We start from the raw sequence: 20,258 nt of genomic DNA, 5'->3' as shown, positions 1-20,258 counted from the left end.
TTTTTAATTGTTTTTTAAATGATTCACTGTATTCGCCAGCTCCTCCCAGGCAGCCTCCAGTCCGCTAAGGAATGTTTCACCCTGAGGAGTGAGACTATAATATTTACGAGGTGGTCCCTGAGTGGACTCTACCCATTCGTATGAGAGCAGGTCATCGTTTTTCAGCCGGGTAAGCAGCGGATAAAGCGTCCCTTCTACTACAATGAGCCGGGCTTCTTTCAATTTTTGAATGATATCCGAAGCATATGACGGCTCTTTGTGCAACAACAATAAAATGCAGTATTCCAGCATTCCTTTGCGCATCTGAGATCGTACATTGTCTACATTCATAATCTATAATACTTTGTTTGGCACAAATATATGTATTATACAAGTACCTTGTATTACATAGTTCTACTATTTTGCATAAATTAATATTTAAACAAGAAAAAGAAAGGAAGCCCCTTTTTTTCTTGCAAAAAGTTTATCTTTGCCTCTCGTTATAACACTAAAAAGATATAAAGATCATGTTTACCATAAAAAAGGCAACGACCAATGATATTCAGTTGATTAACGAGATGGCTCAGATCGTGTTTCCGGCTACCTACCGGGAAATTCTTTCAAAAGAACAATTGGATTACATGATGGACTGGATGTACTCTCCGAAAAACCTGCGTAAACAAATGGAAGAGGAAGGGCACATCTATTACATAGCTTACAAAGATGGAGAAGCTGCCGGATATGTTTCCATACAGCCCGAAGGAGAACATTTATTTCATCTGCAGAAAATCTATGTACTTCCCCTTTTTCAAGGTTGCCGGTTGGGCAAAGCACTATTTGAGCAGGCCGTCAAAGCAATTAAAGAAATCCATCCCGGACCTTGCGAAATGCATTTGAATGTAAACCGTAACAATAAGGCTTTACAATTCTACCAACATTTGGGAATGGAAAAAGTTGCAGAAGGAGATTTCCATATAGGCAACGGATATTATATGAACGATTATATCATGGGACTGAAAATCTAACCCTATCTTACAAAAACAAAATGGACGAATATCGTATCAATGGATTGACCATAAAAGAAAATTTGCTGCAACTGGCAGAAAATGAAAATAAAAAGTTCACCGAATCGCTGCATCCGGGAATAGAAAATGTATTGGGTATCCGCATCCCTGCCCTAAGGCGGTTAGGAGCACAAATTGCCAAAGATGACTGGGAGAGTTATCTACAGACTGCGGATACTTATTATATGGAGGAACGTATGCTACAAGGTATGGTAATAAGTAATCTGAAAATGAAAGACACGCAAGCATATCTTTCACTGGTTGCCCGGTTTGTTGCCATCATCAACAGTTGGTCTGTTTGTGACACCTTTGACTTTTACGGCAAACAACGGTTTGTGGACAAGAACAAGAAAAGGGTCTGGCTATTTTTGGAAGACCGGATGAAATCCGACAAAGAATATGAAATACGTTTCGGAGTAGTAATGGCAATGGCTCATTATATTGACGAAGAGTATATAGACAACGTATTGCAATGGATGGACCGGATCAGTCACGAAGGATATTATGTGAAGATGGCTGTAGCATGGGCTTTATCCGTATGTTATGTCAAGTTTCCTCAAAAAACGATGAACTATCTGAAGGAAAATCATTTAGATGACTTTACTTACAATAAGGCACTACAAAAAATCATAGAATCTTATCGGGTAAGCACGGAGGACAAAGAAATCATCCGCAGCATGAAAAGAAAAAACAAATAATGTCCATTTACCGCAAAGAGGCTTTGAATCCTTCCGAAAGAAATTCACCATTCATATTCGGAAAGATTCAAACCGCTCCAGCAGCTATTAATAATCGGGAAAAGTTATTCCTCCCAAACCAAATAAGCTGAAACCAGCCAATGATTCAATTTATTGCCATCTACCTGTTGTGCCTCAGGGATACTTACCTTAAAAGAATGTTTACCGGCCGACAAGTCACCAATAACAGCCTCCTCAGGCATCACATCGCTACCCGGACACCAATTGGAACGGGACAAATCCGAAGAAGCCAAAGGTTCTTCAATCTCTTTTGTCGTATACCCCTTATCACCTATATATGCGGCAACTCGTGGTATCAGCCATACTCCCGTGGCCGGATTAAAACGGCGGAAAGAAGCACAGTCATCACGCCAAGGAATGAAATTCAACACCTCCTTGCCATCAACAGACACGATGTTCCGTTTCTCCACAAACTCATCTCCGCCACTATGTCCTCCGTGACCTGTTACAATATACTTCAAACGAACATTCTTGGCAGCTTTCGGCATATCAAAATCCATCACCACATCTTTGCGTGAGAAAATATCCGGATAAGTCTGTCCGATATAATACACCGTATTCATCAAAGGCTTCACACGGCGCTCCGGCATCACGTCGCAAGTGATCTTACTCTCCTTCACATCCAATTCCATACTGGCCACATACCCCTCGGCAGTCCATGTATCAATATAAATTCCCACGTATGCCTCTCTCTCCAATGCCGGATAAAGATCGGTAATATCCTGCACCCAAGTCACACTCTTTTCCCATTTCGGGATATATACAGGACGCCTCTTGCTGCTCAAAGAATCATTATCCGAACTATAATACCCCACACCGAACGGGGTCATAAAACGCATCAGTTCAAGGGTAGGCACATAATCCTGACCCGGAACAATACCAATCATTTTTTCATATTTGGTACTGTCTACCGCAGGAAACGCCCTCTTGCCTTCGGCTATATTCATCAGATTAATCACCGATTCTTTGGGAAGCACAAAACAAGAGCCAGATTTATCCCAACGGTCACCATTGGAAGCTACAGTTACTTTCAGAGTAACATCCACATCCCTTTTATAATCGGGCAAGGTTATTTTCTTTAAAATGATACGCCCGTTTACCAGACGGATCACTCCGTCAGCATTGGCAGGAGTATAATTAGGGAAAGAATCGGGACGAAAACAAACAGGGGTTTTGTCGAATACTTGAATATGAGTATTTCCCAATGCCGGTAATTCTTTGTGATTTGCAGCATCGGCCGGCATCATAAAAGTTGCCGCCACAGCCAGTGGGGCAATAAAGGTCAGCAGGTTCATTCTTTTTAATTATAGGTTAGTAATCAAGGGTATATAAATTAATTTCACAAAAAACTACACGGACCTACACAAATCGTCCGATCTGTATAAATCCATGTAGTCTATAATAAAAAAAGGAATTATTGATGCTGTTCACGCAACAAATCATTCACAGTCTTCACCGGATTAAAGGTACTCAACGGCACTTCAACAAAAACAGTGTTCCAGTCACTCATTGCGCCGTTCCACAAGCCCGGAAGCTCCAATGCTTTCAGTTCTCTACCGTTCTTTGATTTATAAGAGATAAAACCTGTAGCCTTATCCACATACTTCACCAAGTCGAATTTGTTTCCTTTATAATCGCGTACCGCACACACCAAATCCACCGGATTAAAGTGAGTACCCTTCTCGAACATCTCTTTCTTGACCGGATCATTCATGTCAATCTGAGAACTTTCCAAAATTTGCAATGAAACAGTACCATCCGCATTATAAGCCAGGAACGGGCCGCCTCCCGGTTCACCCACATTCTTCACCATACCGCATACACGCATCGGACGGTTCAACTTCTTACGCAGATAAATAACCAGGTCGGCATCTTCCAGATCCTTGATATCCAGTTTGCGGCAACATAAAGTCTGCTGTAAGAAACGAATGATCTCTTCCAGCTGCGCATGTGTATATTTACCGCCATCCAGTAATTCCAAATATTCAAATACCTGCTTCTGCAGAGTAACCAGTACCCCCGCAATCAGCTTTTTATACGTAACAGTATCCTCTTTCAAGCGATCGGGAACCACATTATCTATATTCTTGATAAAGATAACATCGGCATCCAAATCATTCAGGTTCTCAATCAGCGCGCCGTGCCCCCCCGGACGGAACAACAGCTTGCCTTTATCGCGGAAAGGTTTGTTCTCCATATCGGCAGCAACCGTATCCGTACTCGGCTTCTGTTCAGAAAACGACACATCATATTCCACCCCGTATTTCTTTGCATAAACGGCAACCTTCTCTTCCACCAGCTTTGTGAACAACTCACGATGTTCCGTAGAGACGGTGAAATGCACATTCACTTTTCCGGTCTTGCCTGCCGCATACAACGCACCCTCCACCAAATGTTCTTCCAGCGGTGTACGCACACCATCCGCATACCGATGGAATTTCAACAACCCCTTCGGTAATGCCCCATAGTTCAAGCCGGCAGCTTCCAACAAATTGGCTACTATAGGTTTATACTCCTTCCCGGCCATCAAAGCATCAATATCCTTTCCTGTATTATCCATACAAGCCGCATTCAAGTCATTGTAGAATGCGAAGCTATGAATATGGTCGAAAAATTTCTTTTCGAAATCAGTCTTCGGAGTATTATAATCAGCCCCCAGGAATTCGAACAAATTCTTGAACATGCGGCTGGCAGCACCAGAGGCGGGTACAAACTTCACGATAGTTTTCTCCCCTTCCTTATATGTATCCCATGCTTCCAAATAATTTTTCATTTCATTTTCGGCGGGAGCCATGATTCCCTTTTCAACAGAAGCGGCTGCATCCAGCTTCAAAAATGGGAAACCCTTTTCAAAGCAAGCCAGTTGTTCTGCAATCTGCTGCTCGGAAATTCCTTTTTTCACTAATAAGTCTTTGTCTTCAGGTGTTAACATAAGTACATGATTTTATATGGTTTAAATAAATTGTTACCTTATTCTTTCACTATTAATTGCCCAAAAATACAAAAAAATGCGAGAACACTACCTAATAAATAAAGAAAAAAACTACCTTTACCCTCGAAAAGATTTCACGTGTTATGGAAGAAAAAGCATTTTTCACAGCCAAAGAGCGTGAGCAACTGTTCGCCCTCTATAAACGATTGCTGCAATTATCCGGCGACACCTTGCAGAAGGGTGATTGCCATAAGTTAAAAATACACCTCATAAAAGCAGTTGCCGAAGGTAACCTGCCACGAAATTGTTTCGGAATGAATCCTATCATCAAAGATATGCAGACCGCTGTCATCGTGGCCGAGGAAATTGGGATGAAACGGGCTTCCATCCTGGGGATCATGCTGCACGAATCGGTAAAGAACCATTTATGCACCTTAGCATCTGTACAACAGGAATATGGAGAGGATGTAGCGGGGATCATACGCGGTCTTGTGAAAATCAATGAGCTATACTCCAAAAGCCCTACCATAGAATCGGAAAATTTCCGCAACCTGCTACTCTCCTTTGCCGAAGACATGCGTGTTATTCTGATCATCATTGCAGACCGCGTGAACCTGATGAGACAGATAAAGGAGACTCCCAATATAGAAGCACGCACCCAAGTAGCCAACGAAGCTGCCTATCTGTACGCACCACTGGCACACAAGCTGGGGCTATACAAACTGAAATCGGAACTGGAAGACCTTTCCTTGAAATATACCGAACACGACGTATATTATCATATAAAGGACAAACTGAACGAAACGAAAGCCTCCCGTGACAAATACATAGCCGCCTTTATCGAACCGATACAGCATAAGCTGGAAGAAGCAGGATTGAAGTTCCACATGAAAGGGCGTACCAAGTCCATCCATTCCATCTATCAGAAAATGAAGAAACAGAAATGTCCCTTCGAAGGAGTGTATGACTTGTTTGCCATCCGAATCATTCTGGACTCTCCCGTCGACAAGGAAAAACAAGAATGCTGGCAGGTATATTCCATTGTGACCGATATGTATATGCCCAATCCCAAACGTCTGCGCGACTGGCTCTCCGTACCCAAAAGTAACGGATACGAATCCTTGCATACCACTGTAATGGGGCCTGAAGGCAAATGGGTGGAAGTACAGATACGCACCGAACGCATGGACGAGATAGCGGAACGTGGTCTGGCAGCCCACTGGCGTTACAAAGGCGTAAAAGGAGAAAGCGGTCTGGATGAATGGCTGACCTCCATCCGGGAAACACTGGAGAACGCCGACAGTGACCTGGAAGTGATGGACCAGTTCAAACTGGAATTATACGAAGACGAAGTATTCGTATTCACCCCCAAAGGTGACTTGTACAAGATGCCGAAAGGAGCGACCGTACTGGACTTTGCTTTCGCCATCCACAGCAAACTGGGGTCCAAGTGTATCGGAGCAAAGGTGAACGGAAAGAACGCACAATTAAAGCAAACGCTGAACAGCGGTGACCAGGTAGAAGTCATGACTTCAAACACCCAGACACCCAAACGCGACTGGCTGAACATCGTCACCACTTCGAAGGCAAGAACCAAAATACGCCAGGCCATCAAAGAGATAGAAGCCCGCCAGACAGAGTTCGCCAAAGAAACCATAGAACGTAAATTCAAGAACCGCAAACTGGAATACGATGAAGCAGTGATGATGCGCCTGATAAAAAAGCTGGGATACAAAACCGTAACCGAGTTCTACCAGGACATAGCCAACGAGACAAGAGATGCGAACGACATCATCGAAAAATACCTGGAACTGAAGAAAAAGGAAACGGAAAACCGGGAAGATATTGTCTATCGCAGCGCCGAGAATTTCAGCATGCAGACAGCACAGGACGACAAGACCTTCAAAGAGGACGTACTGGTCATTGATCAGAATTTGAAAGGACTGGACTTCAAATTAGCCAAATGCTGTAACCCTATCTATGGCGATGATGTATTCGGATTTGTAACCATCAGCGGAGGAATCAAAATACACCGTACCGACTGTCCTAACGCACGGGAGTTGCAATCACGTTTCGCCTACCGTATCGTAAAGGCGCGTTGGGCTGGGAAAAGCCACGGCAAACAATACCCCATCACGCTGCGCATCGTTGGCCATGACGATATAGGAATTGTGACAAATATCACCTCCATTATCAATAAGGAAAACGATATCCTGCTCCGTTCCATCAGTATCGACTCGCACGACGGGCTGTTCAGCGGCATGATGACCGTAATGGTAGATGATACTTCAAAGCTGGAATCATTAGTAAAAAAGATAAAGACAGTAAAAGGAGTAAAACAGGTAAACAGAGGATAAACTCACCCCAAACTTAAAAAAATGAATGAACTGCATAAACGACTAAAAAGCTTTACATACGCCTGGAAAGGCGTATGTAGTTTTTTAAGCAAGGAACACAATGCCTGGATACATTGCGCAGCCATCATCGCCGTAACCATTGCAGGCATCCGGTTTGAAATAACACGCACCGAATGGCTTGTCATCCTCCTGTGCTTTGCAATGGTACTGGCTGCCGAAGCATTCAACACAGCCATAGAACGCCTGGTAAACCTGGTATCACCAGACTACCATCCTATAGCCGGAGACGTAAAGGACATAGCGGCAGGAGCCGTACTGATTTGCGCTATCTTTGCCGCCCTCATAGGGTTGATTATCTTTGTCCCTTATTTTTAAAGGTGTTAATTTACCATTTATTTCACTAACAGTTAAAGACCTTTTATAAAAAAAACAGTAATTTAGCCCCGATAATTTTTAAAAAGTGGAACTAATGAAGAAAATTTTGCTTTCAACATTATTGTTGATTATAGGGTTAACCACATACGCAGCCGTATGGCAATCTCAAGGAGAAGCAGAAATAACCTTTGAGAAAACAACACATAACTTCGGTTCATTCCCCGAGTCTAGCCCGAAAGTTACTTGCGTTTTCAAATTCAAAAATTCGGGAGACGGTCCCTTGGTCATTCATCAAGCGATCGCATCTTGCGGATGTACTGTTCCCCAATATCCTAAAGAGCCCATCAAACCGGGTGAAAGTGGACAGATAACAGTGACTTATAATGGAGCCGGCAAATTTCCGGGACATTTCAAGAAATCAATCACTATCCGCACAAACGGGAAAAATGAAATGACACGTCTTTATATAGAAGGTGATATGACCCCGAAAAGCACAGTTGCAGAATAGAATTCTCACATCATAAGAGAGAGGATGTATCAAAACAAAAGAAGATTCGAGTTTGATACATCCTCTTTTTATATCCGGAAAACACTGCCCCGCCTGCCTGTATCCAAGTAAAGACAAAAAAATAAGAAAAAAAGAACATTTTTCCCCAATAATAAGCCACTCTTATTCTGATTAAAATAACGTACTTTGCAGCAAATTTAAGAGAACAATGACAAACAAGCTATTATTCTTTGTCCTGCTGGCCCTCTGTTTCAGTGGCTGTGACATGCTGGAAACCCATCCATACGATGTACATATTACAGGAGAAAGAGAACTGACCAACAAAAACATCCAGTTGATAGAAAACAAAATGCAAGGCAAAAAAACAATCCGCTTTGCCATGATCAGTGATACCCAACGATGGTACAACTCTACCGAAGATGTTGTAAAAGCCCTCAATGCCCGTGGTGACATAGACTTTGTCATTCACGGAGGAGACCAGTCCGATTTCGGCGTCACAAAAGAATTCATATGGATGCGGGACATATTTAACAAATTCCAGATGCCCTACGTATGCCTTTTAGGCAACCACGACTGCCTGGGTACAGGTGAAGACGCATACAGAGCCATTTATGGAGATCCCAACTTCGCCTTCACAGCCGGAAATGTACGCTTTATCTGCCTCAATACCAATGCGATGGAATATGATTATTCGGAACCGGTTCCCGATTTCAATTTTATAGAAAATGAACTGAACAACCTGTCGCCTGAAATAGAAAAAACGGTATTCGCAATGCACGTAAAACCTTTTGAATTTGTATTCAACAACAATGTAGCAAAAATCTTCCAACTATACGTCAACCAGTTCCCCAAAGTCCAGTTCTGTCTTTACGGCCATGAACACAAATTCGCAGTAGATGATCTATTCAACGACGGAGTTCTGTATTTCCAATGCCCCTGCATAGACAAACGCATCTACTTATTATTCACCATTAAAGAAGATGGAACCTACGATTATGAAACAGTTGAATTTTAAAAAGATATTTCTGAACCTATTGTGGCCACTATTGCCTTTTACGGCACAAGCCCAAGAAAATAATACACTTTACTCCATCTTATCCAAAGACAACATACTTGTCTCCTCTCCTTCCGTTCAAAACCAAGAGGAAGATATTGTAACCCAAATGCCAAACCGGCACCATAAATACGACAAGCGCGTACACCGTTACAGGCGTGCGTGGGAAGCTTTGATCCCCACCCACACCAAATTACAGTACGCCGGTGGAATGGGCCTGTTATCCTGGGGCATAGGCTGGGATTATGGAAAAAGAGGCCAATGGGAAACCGATCTTCTTTTGGGCTTCATCCCCCGCTACTCATCCAAACATTTCAAGATGACCATGACCTTGAAACAGAATTATATCCCGTGGAGTATCTGGCTGGGCAAAGACTTCTCGCTGGAACCGCTGACTACCGGAATCTATTTCAACACCGTATTCAGCGATGATTTCTGGACAAGCGAACCTGAGCGCTATCCCCGTGGATACTACGGATTTTCCACCCGTATCCGCACCCATATCTTTCTGGGACAACGCGTCCGTTTCGATGTGCCCGAAAAGTACCGGAAGTTCTCTAAAAGCATCACCGCATTCTACGAAATCAGCACATGCGATTTATACGTTGTCAGTGCGTTCAACAACAGTTATTTGAAACCCGATGACTATCTGAGACTATCATTTGGATTGAAATTTCAGATATTCTAATCAAATCATGAGGATGTTTCTCTATTTTTTCACTATTTTTGGGCATTTATTATGATAAATTTCAAAAATAACAACATAGAGAAACATGAAACAAGAAGAAGAAAAATCGGTTGGATTGCCCGATAACGCGTTCCGACCTCTGAAACCGGGGGAACAATATCACCCCATCATGTCACCAAACAAAAAATATCCCGAAGTAAACCTATGGTCTGTGCTATTGGGTATCGCCATGGCGGTATTATTCTCGGCGGCCGCAGCTTACCTGGGATTAAAAGTGGGACAGGTTTTTGAAGCCGCCATCCCTATCGCCATCATCGCCGTAGGTGTATCGGGAGCCGCCAAGCGTAAAAACGCGTTAGGTGAGAATGTCATCATCCAATCCATCGGTGCCTGTTCGGGAGTCATAGTGGCAGGAGCCATCTTCACATTGCCCGCCCTTTATATATTGCAGGACAAATACCCCGAAATGACAGTCAACTTCTTTCAGATGTTTGTCAGCTCACTGCTGGGAGGTATTTTGGGGATCCTGTTCCTCATCCCCTTCCGTAAATATTTCGTCAGCGACAAACATGGCGAATATCCCTTCCCCGAAGCCACTGCCAGTACGCAAGTGCTTGTTTCCGGCGAGAAAGGCGGAAGCCAGGCAAAGCCATTGCTTTTTGCAGGACTAATAGGAGGTCTGTACGATTTCATTGTAGCTACATTCGGCTGGTGGAATGAAAACTTCACCACCCGCGTATGCGGCTGGGGTGAGATGGTTGCCGAAAAAGCCAAACTGGTGATGAAAATAAACACCGGTGCAGCAGTATTAGGCCTAGGCTATATTGTCGGCTTGAAATACGCGGCTATCATTTGTGCCGGTTCATTGGTGGTATGGCTGGTTATTGTTCCAGGTATGGCCCTGTTGTTCGGCGACCAAGTGCTGAATGCATGGAATCCGGCCTTGACACAAACCATCAGCGAAATGTCACCCGAACTTATATTCAAGGAATATGCCAAAAGTATCGGTATCGGTGGTATCGCCATGGCCGGTGTGATCGGTATCGTGCGCTCATGGGGCATTATAAAGAGTGCTGTGGGACTGGCCGCCAAAGAGATGGGCGGCAAGAAGGTGGAAGCAAACGTCATCCGCACGCAGAAAGACCTTTCCATGAAAATAATCGCCTTCGGGTCCATCTTCACCATCCTGCTGATCTTACTGTTCTTCTTTTTTGATGTGATGCATGGAAATGTATTACACAGCATTGTAGCCATCCTGCTCGTAGCCGGCATTGCATTCCTGTTCACCACCGTAGCAGCCAACGCTATCGCCATAGTCGGCACTAACCCTGTATCGGGAATGACACTGATGACACTGATACTTGCCTCAGTAGTAATGGTTGCCGTTGGACTGAAAGGTGCTACCGGCATGGTTGCTGCACTGGTTATGGGTGGTGTGGTTTGTACGGCACTCTCTATGGCAGGCGGATTCATCACAGACTTGAAAATAGGTTACTGGCTGGGCAGTACTCCTGCCAAACAGGAAACATGGAAATTCCTCGGCACACTAGTATCGGCAGCAACTGTGGGCGGCGTCATCATGATCCTGAACAAGACCTACGGCTTCTCCACCGGCGCATTGGCAGCTCCGCAGGCCAACGCGATGGCAGCCGTAATAGACCCGCTGATGAACGGTGTAGGCGCTCCCTGGCTGCTTTACGGAATAGGCGCTGTGCTGGCATTGGTGCTGACCTACTTCAAAGTACCCGCACTGGCTTTTGCGCTGGGTATGTTCATTCCACTGGAATTGAACCTGCCGTTGCTGGTAGGTGGAGCGGTGAATTGGTATGTCACTACCCGCAGCAAAGACGAGGCGGTGAACGCCGAACGTGGCGAGAAGGGAACTTTGCTGGCATCCGGATTCATAGCCGGAGGCGCATTGATGGGGGTTGTCAGTGCCGCCATGCGCTTTGGCGGTATCAATCTGATCAACGAAGAATGGCTGAGCAACCCGTTGAGCGAAGTGCTGTCAATGGCCGCCTATATCCTCCTGATCATATGGCTGGTTAAAGCCAGTATGCATATAAAGAAAAAATAACCCTTTTTCAAATACCGTGAAAATAAAAGCTATATGAAACGAATCTTACTAATGAGTTTACTTGCAATCTCTACCGCATTATCTGCCCAGAAACCTGTAGAGTTGGAATTATGGCCCGATGGCGCCCCCAACTCCAACGGCATCACCACTCCCGAGCAGAAATTAGAGAACAACCGGATTTCCAATGTCAGTGAGCCTACCCTTACCATTTATCCGGCAGCCAAACCGAACGGACTGGCAGTCGTGGCTTGTCCCGGAGGGGGATACATACGCCTGGCAATGAATCACGAAGGGCACGATATGGCAGACTGGTTCAACGCACAAGGCATCACATACGCCGTATTGAAATACCGTATGCCAAACGGACACCATGATGTACCGTTGAGCGACGCCCATCAGGCTATCCGGCTGATGAGAGAACACGCCAACGAATGGCATATTCAAAAAGTGGGTATCATGGGGGCCTCTGCGGGCGGACATCTGGCCAGTACGGCAGCCACCCACTATACAGCCGGAACGCGTCCGGATTTTCAGATCCTGTTTTATCCCGTCATAAGCATGGATCTGTCCAACTGCCATAAGGGCTCACGTGACAATCTTTTAGGAAAAAGCCCGTCAGAAGAGCTAGTGAGACTTTACTCCAATGAACTGCAAGTAACAGGCGACACTCCTCCCGCCTTCATCATGCATAGCAGCGATGACGGAGCTGTACCCGTCAGCAACAGCGTGAGCTATTACCTGGCACTGGTAAAGAATAAAGTCCCTGCTTCCCTCCACACCTATCCTATCGGCGGCCACGGCTGGGGCTTCCGTGACAGCTTTACCTATAAGCGCCAATGGACGGGAGAATTAGAAAAATGGTTGAGAGAAATACTGTAAAAAAGCAAGGAGATGAATGTGTCAAAACAAAAATGACTGCTCCGAAAAGTTACAGATAGTAATTATAACACTTATTCATTGGCCATTACCTGTCACAGGTGTGGTATAAACGTATTTGAATACCTATGCGACATTATAGACCGTTGTGCCGCATGGTTTCCCAATACCTCTATAGAAAAATATCGTGATTTACTTCCGGGCAAATGGAAGCAGACACAAAAATAGCCGCCCCAAAATCTGGACGGCTATCTTTTTTATAGCTTATACGCTATCGCGGAAGGTTGTACCAATACAGAGTTTGATGCGACCCTTTCTTTAGTCTTTTAGGATGCTCAAATTATAAATTCATATTTCCAAAAACTGGATTTTGACACACCCACTTTCTATTTCCGATAAACACCTGCATCTTTATCTGCAGAAGACAAAAAACAGGCATTCGTTTCTCTTTCGCTTATTTTCTTGCGCCAAGTTGAATATCCAAATGATACAAAGCCACATCACCACCCAGCTTGATCTTGTCCAAAATACCCTGAACGGTAGCTTCCTCTTCTACCTGCTCACGTACAAATCCCCACAAGAAATCCTGAGAAGCCTTGTCCTTTTCAGCAGAAGCAACATCTACCAGTTTGTCAATCAATTCGGAAACATGGCATTCATGCTTGTATACATGCTCGAACACATCCAGCGGAGAAGCCCATTCCTGAGGAACAGCATCCACAGCCCCCACCTTGGCTTGTCCGCCACGTTTCATCACATATTGCGCCAACACATCAGCATGATCACTCTCCTCATGAGCCTGCGCTTTCATCCATGAAGCAAAACCTTCATAGCCTTTCGCAGCGAAGAAATAAGACATGGAAAGATAAAGATTGGCCGACCACATTTCGGCTACAATCTGAGCATTAATTGCTTCTTGTAATTTTTGTGAAATCATAATTTTTATTTTTTAGTTAAATTGTAACTGTTGCAAATATATAATTTTTCTAGCGATTAACACTATGTCCGTTCACCTTTGTATAAAAATTATATTTTATCTCATCCAAGTCTTTGCGATTCAAAAGAAAAGTCTTACCTTTGCACCCGCTAATACGGGTTATTAGCATTAATTCAAATCATTAATTATAAAAACATTATTTAGAAATGGCAACTAAAATCAGATTGCAAAGAAACGGACGCAAAAGCTATGCGTTTTATTCAATCGTTATCGCAGACGTAAGAGCTCCACGTGATGGTAAATTTACTGAAAAAATTGGTACTTACAACCCTAATACCAATCCTGCCACAGTAGATTTGAATTTTGAACGCGCACTTCATTGGGTAATGTGCGGTGCACAGCCTACTGACACAGTACGTAACATCTTGTCAAAAGAAGGTGTTTACATGAAAAAGCACTTGCTGGGCGGTGTTGCCAAAGGCGCATTCACAGAAGCAGAAGCTGAAGCTAAATTCGAAGCTTGGAAGAACAACAAACAATCTGGTCTGGCTACTTTGAAGGCTAAACTGGATGAAGCAAAGAAAGCTGAAGCAAAAGCTCGTTTGGAAGCTGAAAAGAAAGTAAATGAAGAAATTGCCAAGAAAGTAGCTGAGAAGAAAGCTGCTGAAGCCGCTGCCAAAGCTGAAGCAGAAGCCGCTAACGCTCCTGCTGAAGAAGCACCTGCTGCTGAAGCTACTGAAGCTCCTGCTGAAGCATAATTCAATTTTACTTCAAAAAGAACAGCTCCTCTGATCTATATCGGAGGAGTTTTTTTATGCTCTTATCCGAGGAATCAAAGGGAGTTTATCTCATCTTCCGAAAGTCCGGTAACTTTTGCGATTTCAGCTATGGAAAGCCCGGCATTCTTCAAATTTCCTGCAATAGCTTTGGCTTTCATCCATTCACCTTCTGCAATGCCTTTCTGAATAGCTGTATTAATCACATTGTTCCAATCTCTATATACTTTCAAACTCTCCTCATAGGCATAAAGGTTCTCTTTTGAGAACTGAGCAATTTCGGCAGCCTCAAACAGCCGGTTGAACACACGTTCTTGAAGGGAAGTAGGACGTTCCATCAAACGGGCCAGATTCTTGAGCACAAACATCCATTTATCAAACAACGTATCCAACTCCTGCTCGGTTTTATGGAATTTAGGCATTTCCAGATACACAAAAGTCAGTTTGTCAAAAAACACTTCATGAGTAGTTGTATCCATCAGCTTCACTTCATGGCGGAAGCCGGAAGACGAAACATCATCCAAGGCAAAATTCAAGATACCGATCACATACACTGCTTTCAGTTCATAGTTCCAGATTTCCCCTTTAATAGCCTGTTCCCTGATAGGATAGGTAGCATAATAAATACTCCGGTCCTTGAAAAACTGTTGCTCCCCTCTCTGCATTTCTATCAGAATCTTTTCTCCTTTTTCATTTTCACAATAGACATCAAAGACAGCCCGGCGGTCAGTCTCTTTGCTGCCCAGATGCTCTGTATTCAAGTAGATGACATCCTCAATGACCTGCTTGCCATCGAACAAGGCATTCAAGAAGCCAATAAGAATCTCTTTGTTCAAGTCGGTTCCAAACAATAATTTGAATGCAAAGTCCGTATAGGGATTTACATATCTTTCACGCAATCCTTCACTACACATAAGCGTTTGATATTTAAAGTTATTTTAATTCTGTTGAAAGCAGTTCAATACAAAGGAACGAAAAAAAGCGGATTTCAAGAAAGTTATCTGCTAATAAATTGTTAATGTTCCAATATGTCACTCACCTCTATAGGGAGAAAGCATTTATACAAAGACGGGAATAACTGTATAAAGAGTTTCGTAATAAAAAAGAAAAAGGACTGTCCTGCCGGTTAACTCCTTATGTTTTTAACTTACAGCCTGTAAATATTCAAAGAAATATCATGCAACAGGCTTGAGGTCGCTACTTTTCTACCCTCTAACGATGAGTTCACATCCTTTACTTATAAACTGTAAGCAACAATAAAGGGGCTGTCATTCACGACCAGCCCCTTTATTTATCTTCAAATTTAAAACCTTATTTTGTTACTTCAGGCTCACCTTGCAGTTCAAATTTAGCATTTCCTAAACCTTTAAAAGTATAAGTATAAGTAAATGTTTCAAGCCCATTATACACTTTTGCAGAAATGACATAGAAACAATCAACCCCACTTACTTGCGCGCCGGCTGTAGGATACTCTGTTGCCAAGATCAATTCAATACCCTCCTGAACCATAGACAACAAATAAGCCTCAGCCTCTTTATCATCTGCCGGCACCACCCCATCGGGGTCATTCGAACGGCGTTTAGCCAACTGGATATTGAAGTTTACATAATAAGAGCTGCCACCGAACCAGTATTCCGAGTTTCCATATTTGGCATCCATATACCCAGCATCTTTATTCGCTTTCACCCAATTTTCCAAAATCAAATAATCTTCGGAAGCCAATGATTTCGTTACCGTCGGATCAAACAACCACTCGGTTCCATTATGTACAAAATTCACTTTTTCTTTCAGTTCAATATTGTTATTCAGAACCCATGTACCCTCCTTGAACAAATACTCGTCCACCTCAATCGTCGTTACCTTATTATAATATTTGTACATGACGGCTTTTGAATCCCCTTCCTGGGCATATGGAAATTTCTGAGCCAGGAACTGGGGCAGATAATTCTCCGGAGCATCCGAAGTGCTGAAGTTATCATGACTGCCCGGGCTTCCCATAGCGTCATAATCGGCAGGAGCCACTACAACCAATCTGCTATCTTCTTTAACCTTCCAATCCGTTCCGTCAAACTGATACAATGCATTATAAGGCTTTTCATTCGTCGGAGCCAATACAGCCGATGAAATACTTACATTATCGAGCTGAACAGTAGTGGTTTTCGCCTTGGGCCCCTCGCCTACATAGCGGAACGCAACATAAACGCTTTTACCATTGTATGCCTCCAGACCGGCTTTCCCTACATTCACAAAATTATCGTTGTAGCCGTTGGCAGGCCCTTCAGGGAAAGTGAACTGGTCTTTCACGCTAGTCCACTGTGCCATATCAATCGAACCATTTCCCGCATATGTATCGGAAACCAATACATCCAGACAATCTGCATTATAGTATCCGAACTTTATGTCGAAAGACAGTCCGGCATCTTTGCTCGTCACTGCTACTGCCGGAGAAATGAACCAAGTATCCACTTCACCCTCAAAATTGTTGGCCGAGAATTGTGCATAACCATTATTGCTATAGATCTTTCCCTGCCATTTTTTATCACCTTTCAATGTCACCTGCTCCCAGCCTTCCAATACGATATCTTTGTCTTTTTCAACCGTTTCAAAGTCCTGAGAGTACAAATCCTCACCTGTAAATTCAGGGTCAACATCGTCATATTTGTAATCCACCAGCACAAGATCACCTTTTGCCGCATCCTTATACTGACCGGCCAGCCACCCGGGCAATACGGTAGCTGGAGCATGTGCCGGAGCCAGGAACTTCACGGGAGAGCCTTCACCCCACAAAGCCTCATAATCCTTATCACCCAAAGAAGTATTAGTCACTGTCCTATACTCCAGTACGTAATCGGAAGGAGTATTCTGATAGTTATAGGTCACTCCTACCGAAGAACCTTTCCCCCATGAAGGCAGCATCTTCGCGATGATGGAAGGAACATACTTCTCAGCCGATGCAAACTCGTTCAGAGCCTTATCCGTCTTGACGGCATTCGCCAAGGCTTTTTCAGCATCCGAAGTGGCAGCCTTCGCCGCTGCAGAGCTGATCGTTTCGTAATCGGCATCAGTCAGTACATATTCCGCCATCGTCTGGGTGTTCGTTGTACCTTCCGCATCGATTTCATTATAAATATCGTCCATGGGATCACATGCCGCAGCAAAGAATCCCAACAAAGACCATGCAATTAAATTATATTTTAACTTCATATTTATTGACTATTTTAGAGATTAAAAGATTACTTTAAAACCGGCAGACCATGTAGTACCGAAGCCATAATATACCAATGCAGTTTTCCAGTCATGGTTCGTACCGTCCTTAGCATCGGCTATATATTCCGTATTAGTCAAATTATATACATTACTGTATACGATGGCACGGATATCTTTGGTAATATTGAAACGATAGTTCATGCCCAAATCAATCGTACCATAATCTGGCAACTTCCAGGAGTCAATACCGGCATCCGCTTCATTCACCCGGTTCTGAGGATCGAAGTCTGCATAGTTCTTGCCGAAGAAGTTGTAGTCGGCCGAGATTTTAAATCCTTTGAACGGTTCCCAAGAAGCGCTCAATGCGGAAGTGAGCTGTGCGGAGTTACCCACATGGACATCTTTCAGATAAGCGTCGTATGTTCCGATAGGATTATTCGCTTCATCATACATAGTGAAGTGAATATCATCTTTCCATTTCCAATCGCCTAAAGAGAACATACCTTTCAATTCAAAGGACTTGACAGGACGGTAAGTCGCTTCCAGCTCCACACCCATGTGAACAGCGTCCAAGCCTGTAAGGTTGGCATATTCCTGACCGATCTTACGGCGCAAGGACTTATCCATCCATTGAGTGTAATAACCATTCAATGCAATATTGACCTGTTCCGTGCTAAATCCATAACCCAATTCAAACGTAGTAATTTTTTCGTAGGGTACATCCTTTTCGGGAGCTGCCGTATTGCTTGCAAAGACAGAGTTGAAGAAAGGCGCGCGGGTAAAATATCCTGCATTGACAAATACATTGTGGTTGTCATTGAACTTATAGTTAAAACCACCCTTCACGCTCCAAGGCAGGAAATTCTGAAGGCTGGACACTCTGTCCAGTTTATCCGCACCCGTGGCAGAGTATCTTGAATCCGTACCACCACGGTCATCATATCTATAAGCCTCTTCAGTCAATGATGCCGACAGGAATCCCGACCACTTGTCGGTATTATATTCAGCCTGTGCAAAAACACCACCCCAGAATATCTCCCCAATGCTATAGTAATTGAACTTGTCACCCACTTTCAGCAACTGGTTCTTGGTTTGGAATGCCAGCGGCGAGGTCTGCAGATAGAACTCACCACCCAGCAAATCATCAATTTCCTCTGTATGATACCCTTTATAGTAACGTAAGTCAACACCTCCCGTAAGAGTCAGGTTCTCAGTCAGATGATTCTTATAGGAACTCAGCATGCCATACCAGTCATGGTCATTGACAGCATTGGTAAAAATCACCTGCGACCCGTTTTGAGAAGCCGCATTGGCAGCCATAGCACGTTCGTAGTCGAACAAACCGTCCGGAGTCATCATGGCACCATCCTTGGGACGGCCGGTATTGTTATCAATAGTCAGCCAATTACTCATCGCGCCACGTGCACGGCGTCCGCCGCCTGTAGCCATTGAGCCGTATAGAGAAGTGGTCAGTGTCGATTTATCGTCGATAGTCCAGTAATGATTCAAAGAAACCTGAGGCTTATGATAATAATTATAGCCATAACCGCTACCTACCGCTTCACCGTTGATATAACCATATCCGTTATTGAAACGTCCGCCATCGGGACTATTCTTGTAATCCTCGATATAGTGCATGGTCGAGCGCTGGTTGTGCCACTGAGGAGCTCCAAAAGCTGTCAATGACAATTTATGATGATCGTTGATTACCTTCGAGATATTTCCAAAGTAAGTCCATCCTTCATAATTGGTACCTTTCACGTAACCATCTCCCGTATTCAGCGCCCCCATGAATGTAATAGCCCATCCGTTGTCCATCAGTCCGGTAGAGAAAGAAACCGAATACTTGCGGAAACCATCGTTACCAATACCGAAATAAGCTGATCCACCTTTTTGGGCTTCGGTACTTTTAGTAACCATATTCATGGTTCCTCCCACAGAAGAAATACCTAATGCTGACGCACCCAAACCACGCTGTACCTGAATAAACTGGCTCACATCAGACAAACCGGACCAGTTAGACCAATAAACCTTACCGTTTTCCATGCCGTTGATGGGCACACCATTGATCAGCACGCCTAGGTTGGACGAATCAAAACCACGCATATTGATACGGGAATCACCATAGCCACCACTTTCACGGGTTACATACACCGAAGGAACTGATTTCAGCAATTCGGGGAATTCCAAATTACCTATTTTCTCCTCTATCTTGGCCAGTTTCACGTTAGAAATAGGAATAGGAGTCTGACGGTCGCTCTTTATAATAGAGGCAATAACACTGACCTCACCCAAACCAATAGCATCTGGAGACATCTTGACCTCACCCAAGTCTATCGTATTGCTTCCTTTTACTTGATGCGTAATTTCGTTGTATCCCAAGTACTTGAATACAAGAGTAGCCTTAGAAGAGGTAAGTTTCAACACAAAGTTACCGTCAATATCCGTTACAGTACCCAGTGTCGTACCGCTAACCGATACAGTGGCCCCAATCAATGGCTCATTGTTCTCGGCATCTACTACTTTACCTTTTACTGTTCCTTGCGCAACAGCCGTAGCAGTGAAACAGATTGTCAGAACTGCCAACAGGAGGAAATGCTTTAGATGATTTCTCATAATTTTGTCTTTGATTTAAATTAATTAGTTAGTATTTCATTCCCAATAGGAAAG

At 43.8% G+C, this 20,258-nt stretch carries 17 protein-coding genes; 10 read left to right on the top strand and 7 right to left on the bottom strand.

Going from position 1 to position 20,258, the window contains the following annotated elements; translation table 11 throughout:
* Positions 1-3 precede the first annotated feature (3 nt).
* Positions 4-330 carry a PadR family transcriptional regulator gene (locus tag BVU_RS13920; RefSeq protein WP_005843327.1) on the bottom strand — a complete coding sequence of 109 codons (327 nt, stop codon included), beginning with the start codon at positions 328-330 and terminating at the stop codon, positions 4-6.
* A 176-nt stretch (positions 331-506) separates the two neighbouring features.
* On the opposite strand from BVU_RS13920, the gene BVU_RS13915 reads away from it, so the two are divergent.
* Positions 507-1,004 (top strand): GNAT family N-acetyltransferase, encoded by a 498-nt coding sequence (locus BVU_RS13915; protein WP_005843325.1) that lies wholly within the window; start codon positions 507-509, stop codon positions 1,002-1,004.
* A gap of 20 nt (positions 1,005-1,024) precedes the next feature.
* The gene (locus BVU_RS13910) at positions 1,025-1,741 is read left to right on the top strand and encodes a DNA alkylation repair protein (protein ID WP_005843323.1); all 717 of its coding nucleotides are present in this window, start codon (positions 1,025-1,027) and stop codon (positions 1,739-1,741) included.
* Between the two features lie 104 nt (positions 1,742-1,845).
* On the opposite strand, the gene BVU_RS13905 is transcribed toward BVU_RS13910, so the two are convergent.
* Positions 1,846-3,096, bottom strand: coding sequence for a PNGase F N-terminal domain-containing protein (locus BVU_RS13905; RefSeq protein WP_005843321.1), 1,251 nt, complete (start codon positions 3,094-3,096; stop codon positions 1,846-1,848).
* Between the two features lie 119 nt (positions 3,097-3,215).
* Positions 3,216-4,733 (bottom strand): DUF4301 family protein, encoded by a 1,518-nt coding sequence (locus BVU_RS13900; protein ID WP_005843318.1) that lies wholly within the window; start codon positions 4,731-4,733, stop codon positions 3,216-3,218.
* Between the two features lie 143 nt (positions 4,734-4,876).
* Between BVU_RS13900 and BVU_RS13895 the strand changes: the two genes are divergently transcribed.
* The 7 genes from BVU_RS13895 (at position 4,877) to BVU_RS13865 (ending at position 12,671) form a co-directional block, all read left to right on the top strand.
* Positions 4,877-7,090, top strand: coding sequence for a RelA/SpoT family protein (locus tag BVU_RS13895; RefSeq protein ID WP_005843316.1), 2,214 nt, complete (start codon positions 4,877-4,879; stop codon positions 7,088-7,090).
* 21 nt (positions 7,091-7,111) lie between these two features.
* The gene (locus BVU_RS13890; RefSeq protein WP_005843313.1) at positions 7,112-7,465 is read left to right on the top strand and encodes a diacylglycerol kinase family protein; all 354 of its coding nucleotides are present in this window, start codon (positions 7,112-7,114) and stop codon (positions 7,463-7,465) included.
* A 94-nt stretch (positions 7,466-7,559) separates the two neighbouring features.
* Positions 7,560-7,973: a DUF1573 domain-containing protein gene (locus tag BVU_RS13885; protein ID WP_005843311.1), complete on the top strand. Its 414-nt coding sequence runs from the start codon at positions 7,560-7,562 to the stop codon at positions 7,971-7,973.
* Positions 7,974-8,181: 208 nt separating this feature from the next.
* Positions 8,182-8,988 carry a metallophosphoesterase family protein gene (locus tag BVU_RS13880; RefSeq protein ID WP_005843301.1) on the top strand — a complete coding sequence of 269 codons (807 nt, stop codon included), beginning with the start codon at positions 8,182-8,184 and terminating at the stop codon, positions 8,986-8,988.
* Positions 8,954-9,715 carry a hypothetical protein gene (locus BVU_RS13875; protein WP_041174459.1) on the top strand — a complete coding sequence of 254 codons (762 nt, stop codon included), beginning with the start codon at positions 8,954-8,956 and terminating at the stop codon, positions 9,713-9,715. The genes BVU_RS13880 and BVU_RS13875 overlap by 35 nt, the downstream gene beginning before the upstream one ends.
* Positions 9,716-9,800: 85 nt before the next feature.
* Positions 9,801-11,792, top strand: coding sequence for an OPT family oligopeptide transporter (locus BVU_RS13870; protein WP_011965729.1), 1,992 nt, complete (start codon positions 9,801-9,803; stop codon positions 11,790-11,792).
* 33 nt (positions 11,793-11,825) lie between these two features.
* Positions 11,826-12,671, top strand: coding sequence for an alpha/beta hydrolase (locus tag BVU_RS13865; protein ID WP_005843296.1), 846 nt, complete (start codon positions 11,826-11,828; stop codon positions 12,669-12,671).
* A gap of 451 nt (positions 12,672-13,122) precedes the next feature.
* On the opposite strand, the gene BVU_RS13860 is transcribed toward BVU_RS13865, so the two are convergent.
* Positions 13,123-13,605: a ferritin gene (locus BVU_RS13860; RefSeq protein WP_011965728.1), complete on the bottom strand. Its 483-nt coding sequence runs from the start codon at positions 13,603-13,605 to the stop codon at positions 13,123-13,125.
* A 206-nt stretch (positions 13,606-13,811) separates the two neighbouring features.
* Between BVU_RS13860 and BVU_RS13855 the strand changes: the two genes are divergently transcribed.
* Positions 13,812-14,363: a 30S ribosomal protein S16 gene (locus BVU_RS13855; protein WP_005843292.1), complete on the top strand. Its 552-nt coding sequence runs from the start codon at positions 13,812-13,814 to the stop codon at positions 14,361-14,363.
* A 74-nt stretch (positions 14,364-14,437) separates the two neighbouring features.
* Here the strand turns inward: BVU_RS13855 and BVU_RS13850 are convergent, their stop codons facing one another.
* The 3 genes from BVU_RS13850 to BVU_RS13840 form a co-directional block, all read right to left on the bottom strand.
* Positions 14,438-15,295 carry an Rpn family recombination-promoting nuclease/putative transposase gene (locus tag BVU_RS13850; protein WP_005848011.1) on the bottom strand — a complete coding sequence of 286 codons (858 nt, stop codon included), beginning with the start codon at positions 15,293-15,295 and terminating at the stop codon, positions 14,438-14,440.
* Between the two features lie 397 nt (positions 15,296-15,692).
* The gene (locus BVU_RS13845; protein ID WP_005848013.1) at positions 15,693-17,585 is read right to left on the bottom strand and encodes a choice-of-anchor J domain-containing protein; all 1,893 of its coding nucleotides are present in this window, start codon (positions 17,583-17,585) and stop codon (positions 15,693-15,695) included.
* A 21-nt stretch (positions 17,586-17,606) separates the two neighbouring features.
* Positions 17,607-20,204, bottom strand: coding sequence for a TonB-dependent receptor (locus BVU_RS13840; RefSeq protein WP_008667283.1), 2,598 nt, complete (start codon positions 20,202-20,204; stop codon positions 17,607-17,609).
* Positions 20,205-20,258 lie beyond the last annotated feature (54 nt).

Source organism: Phocaeicola vulgatus ATCC 8482 (assembly GCF_000012825.1).
GTDB lineage: Bacteria > Bacteroidota > Bacteroidia > Bacteroidales > Bacteroidaceae > Phocaeicola > Phocaeicola vulgatus.
Note: the sequence above shows the minus strand (reverse complement) of the source record. Positions and strands in the feature narration are given on the sequence as shown.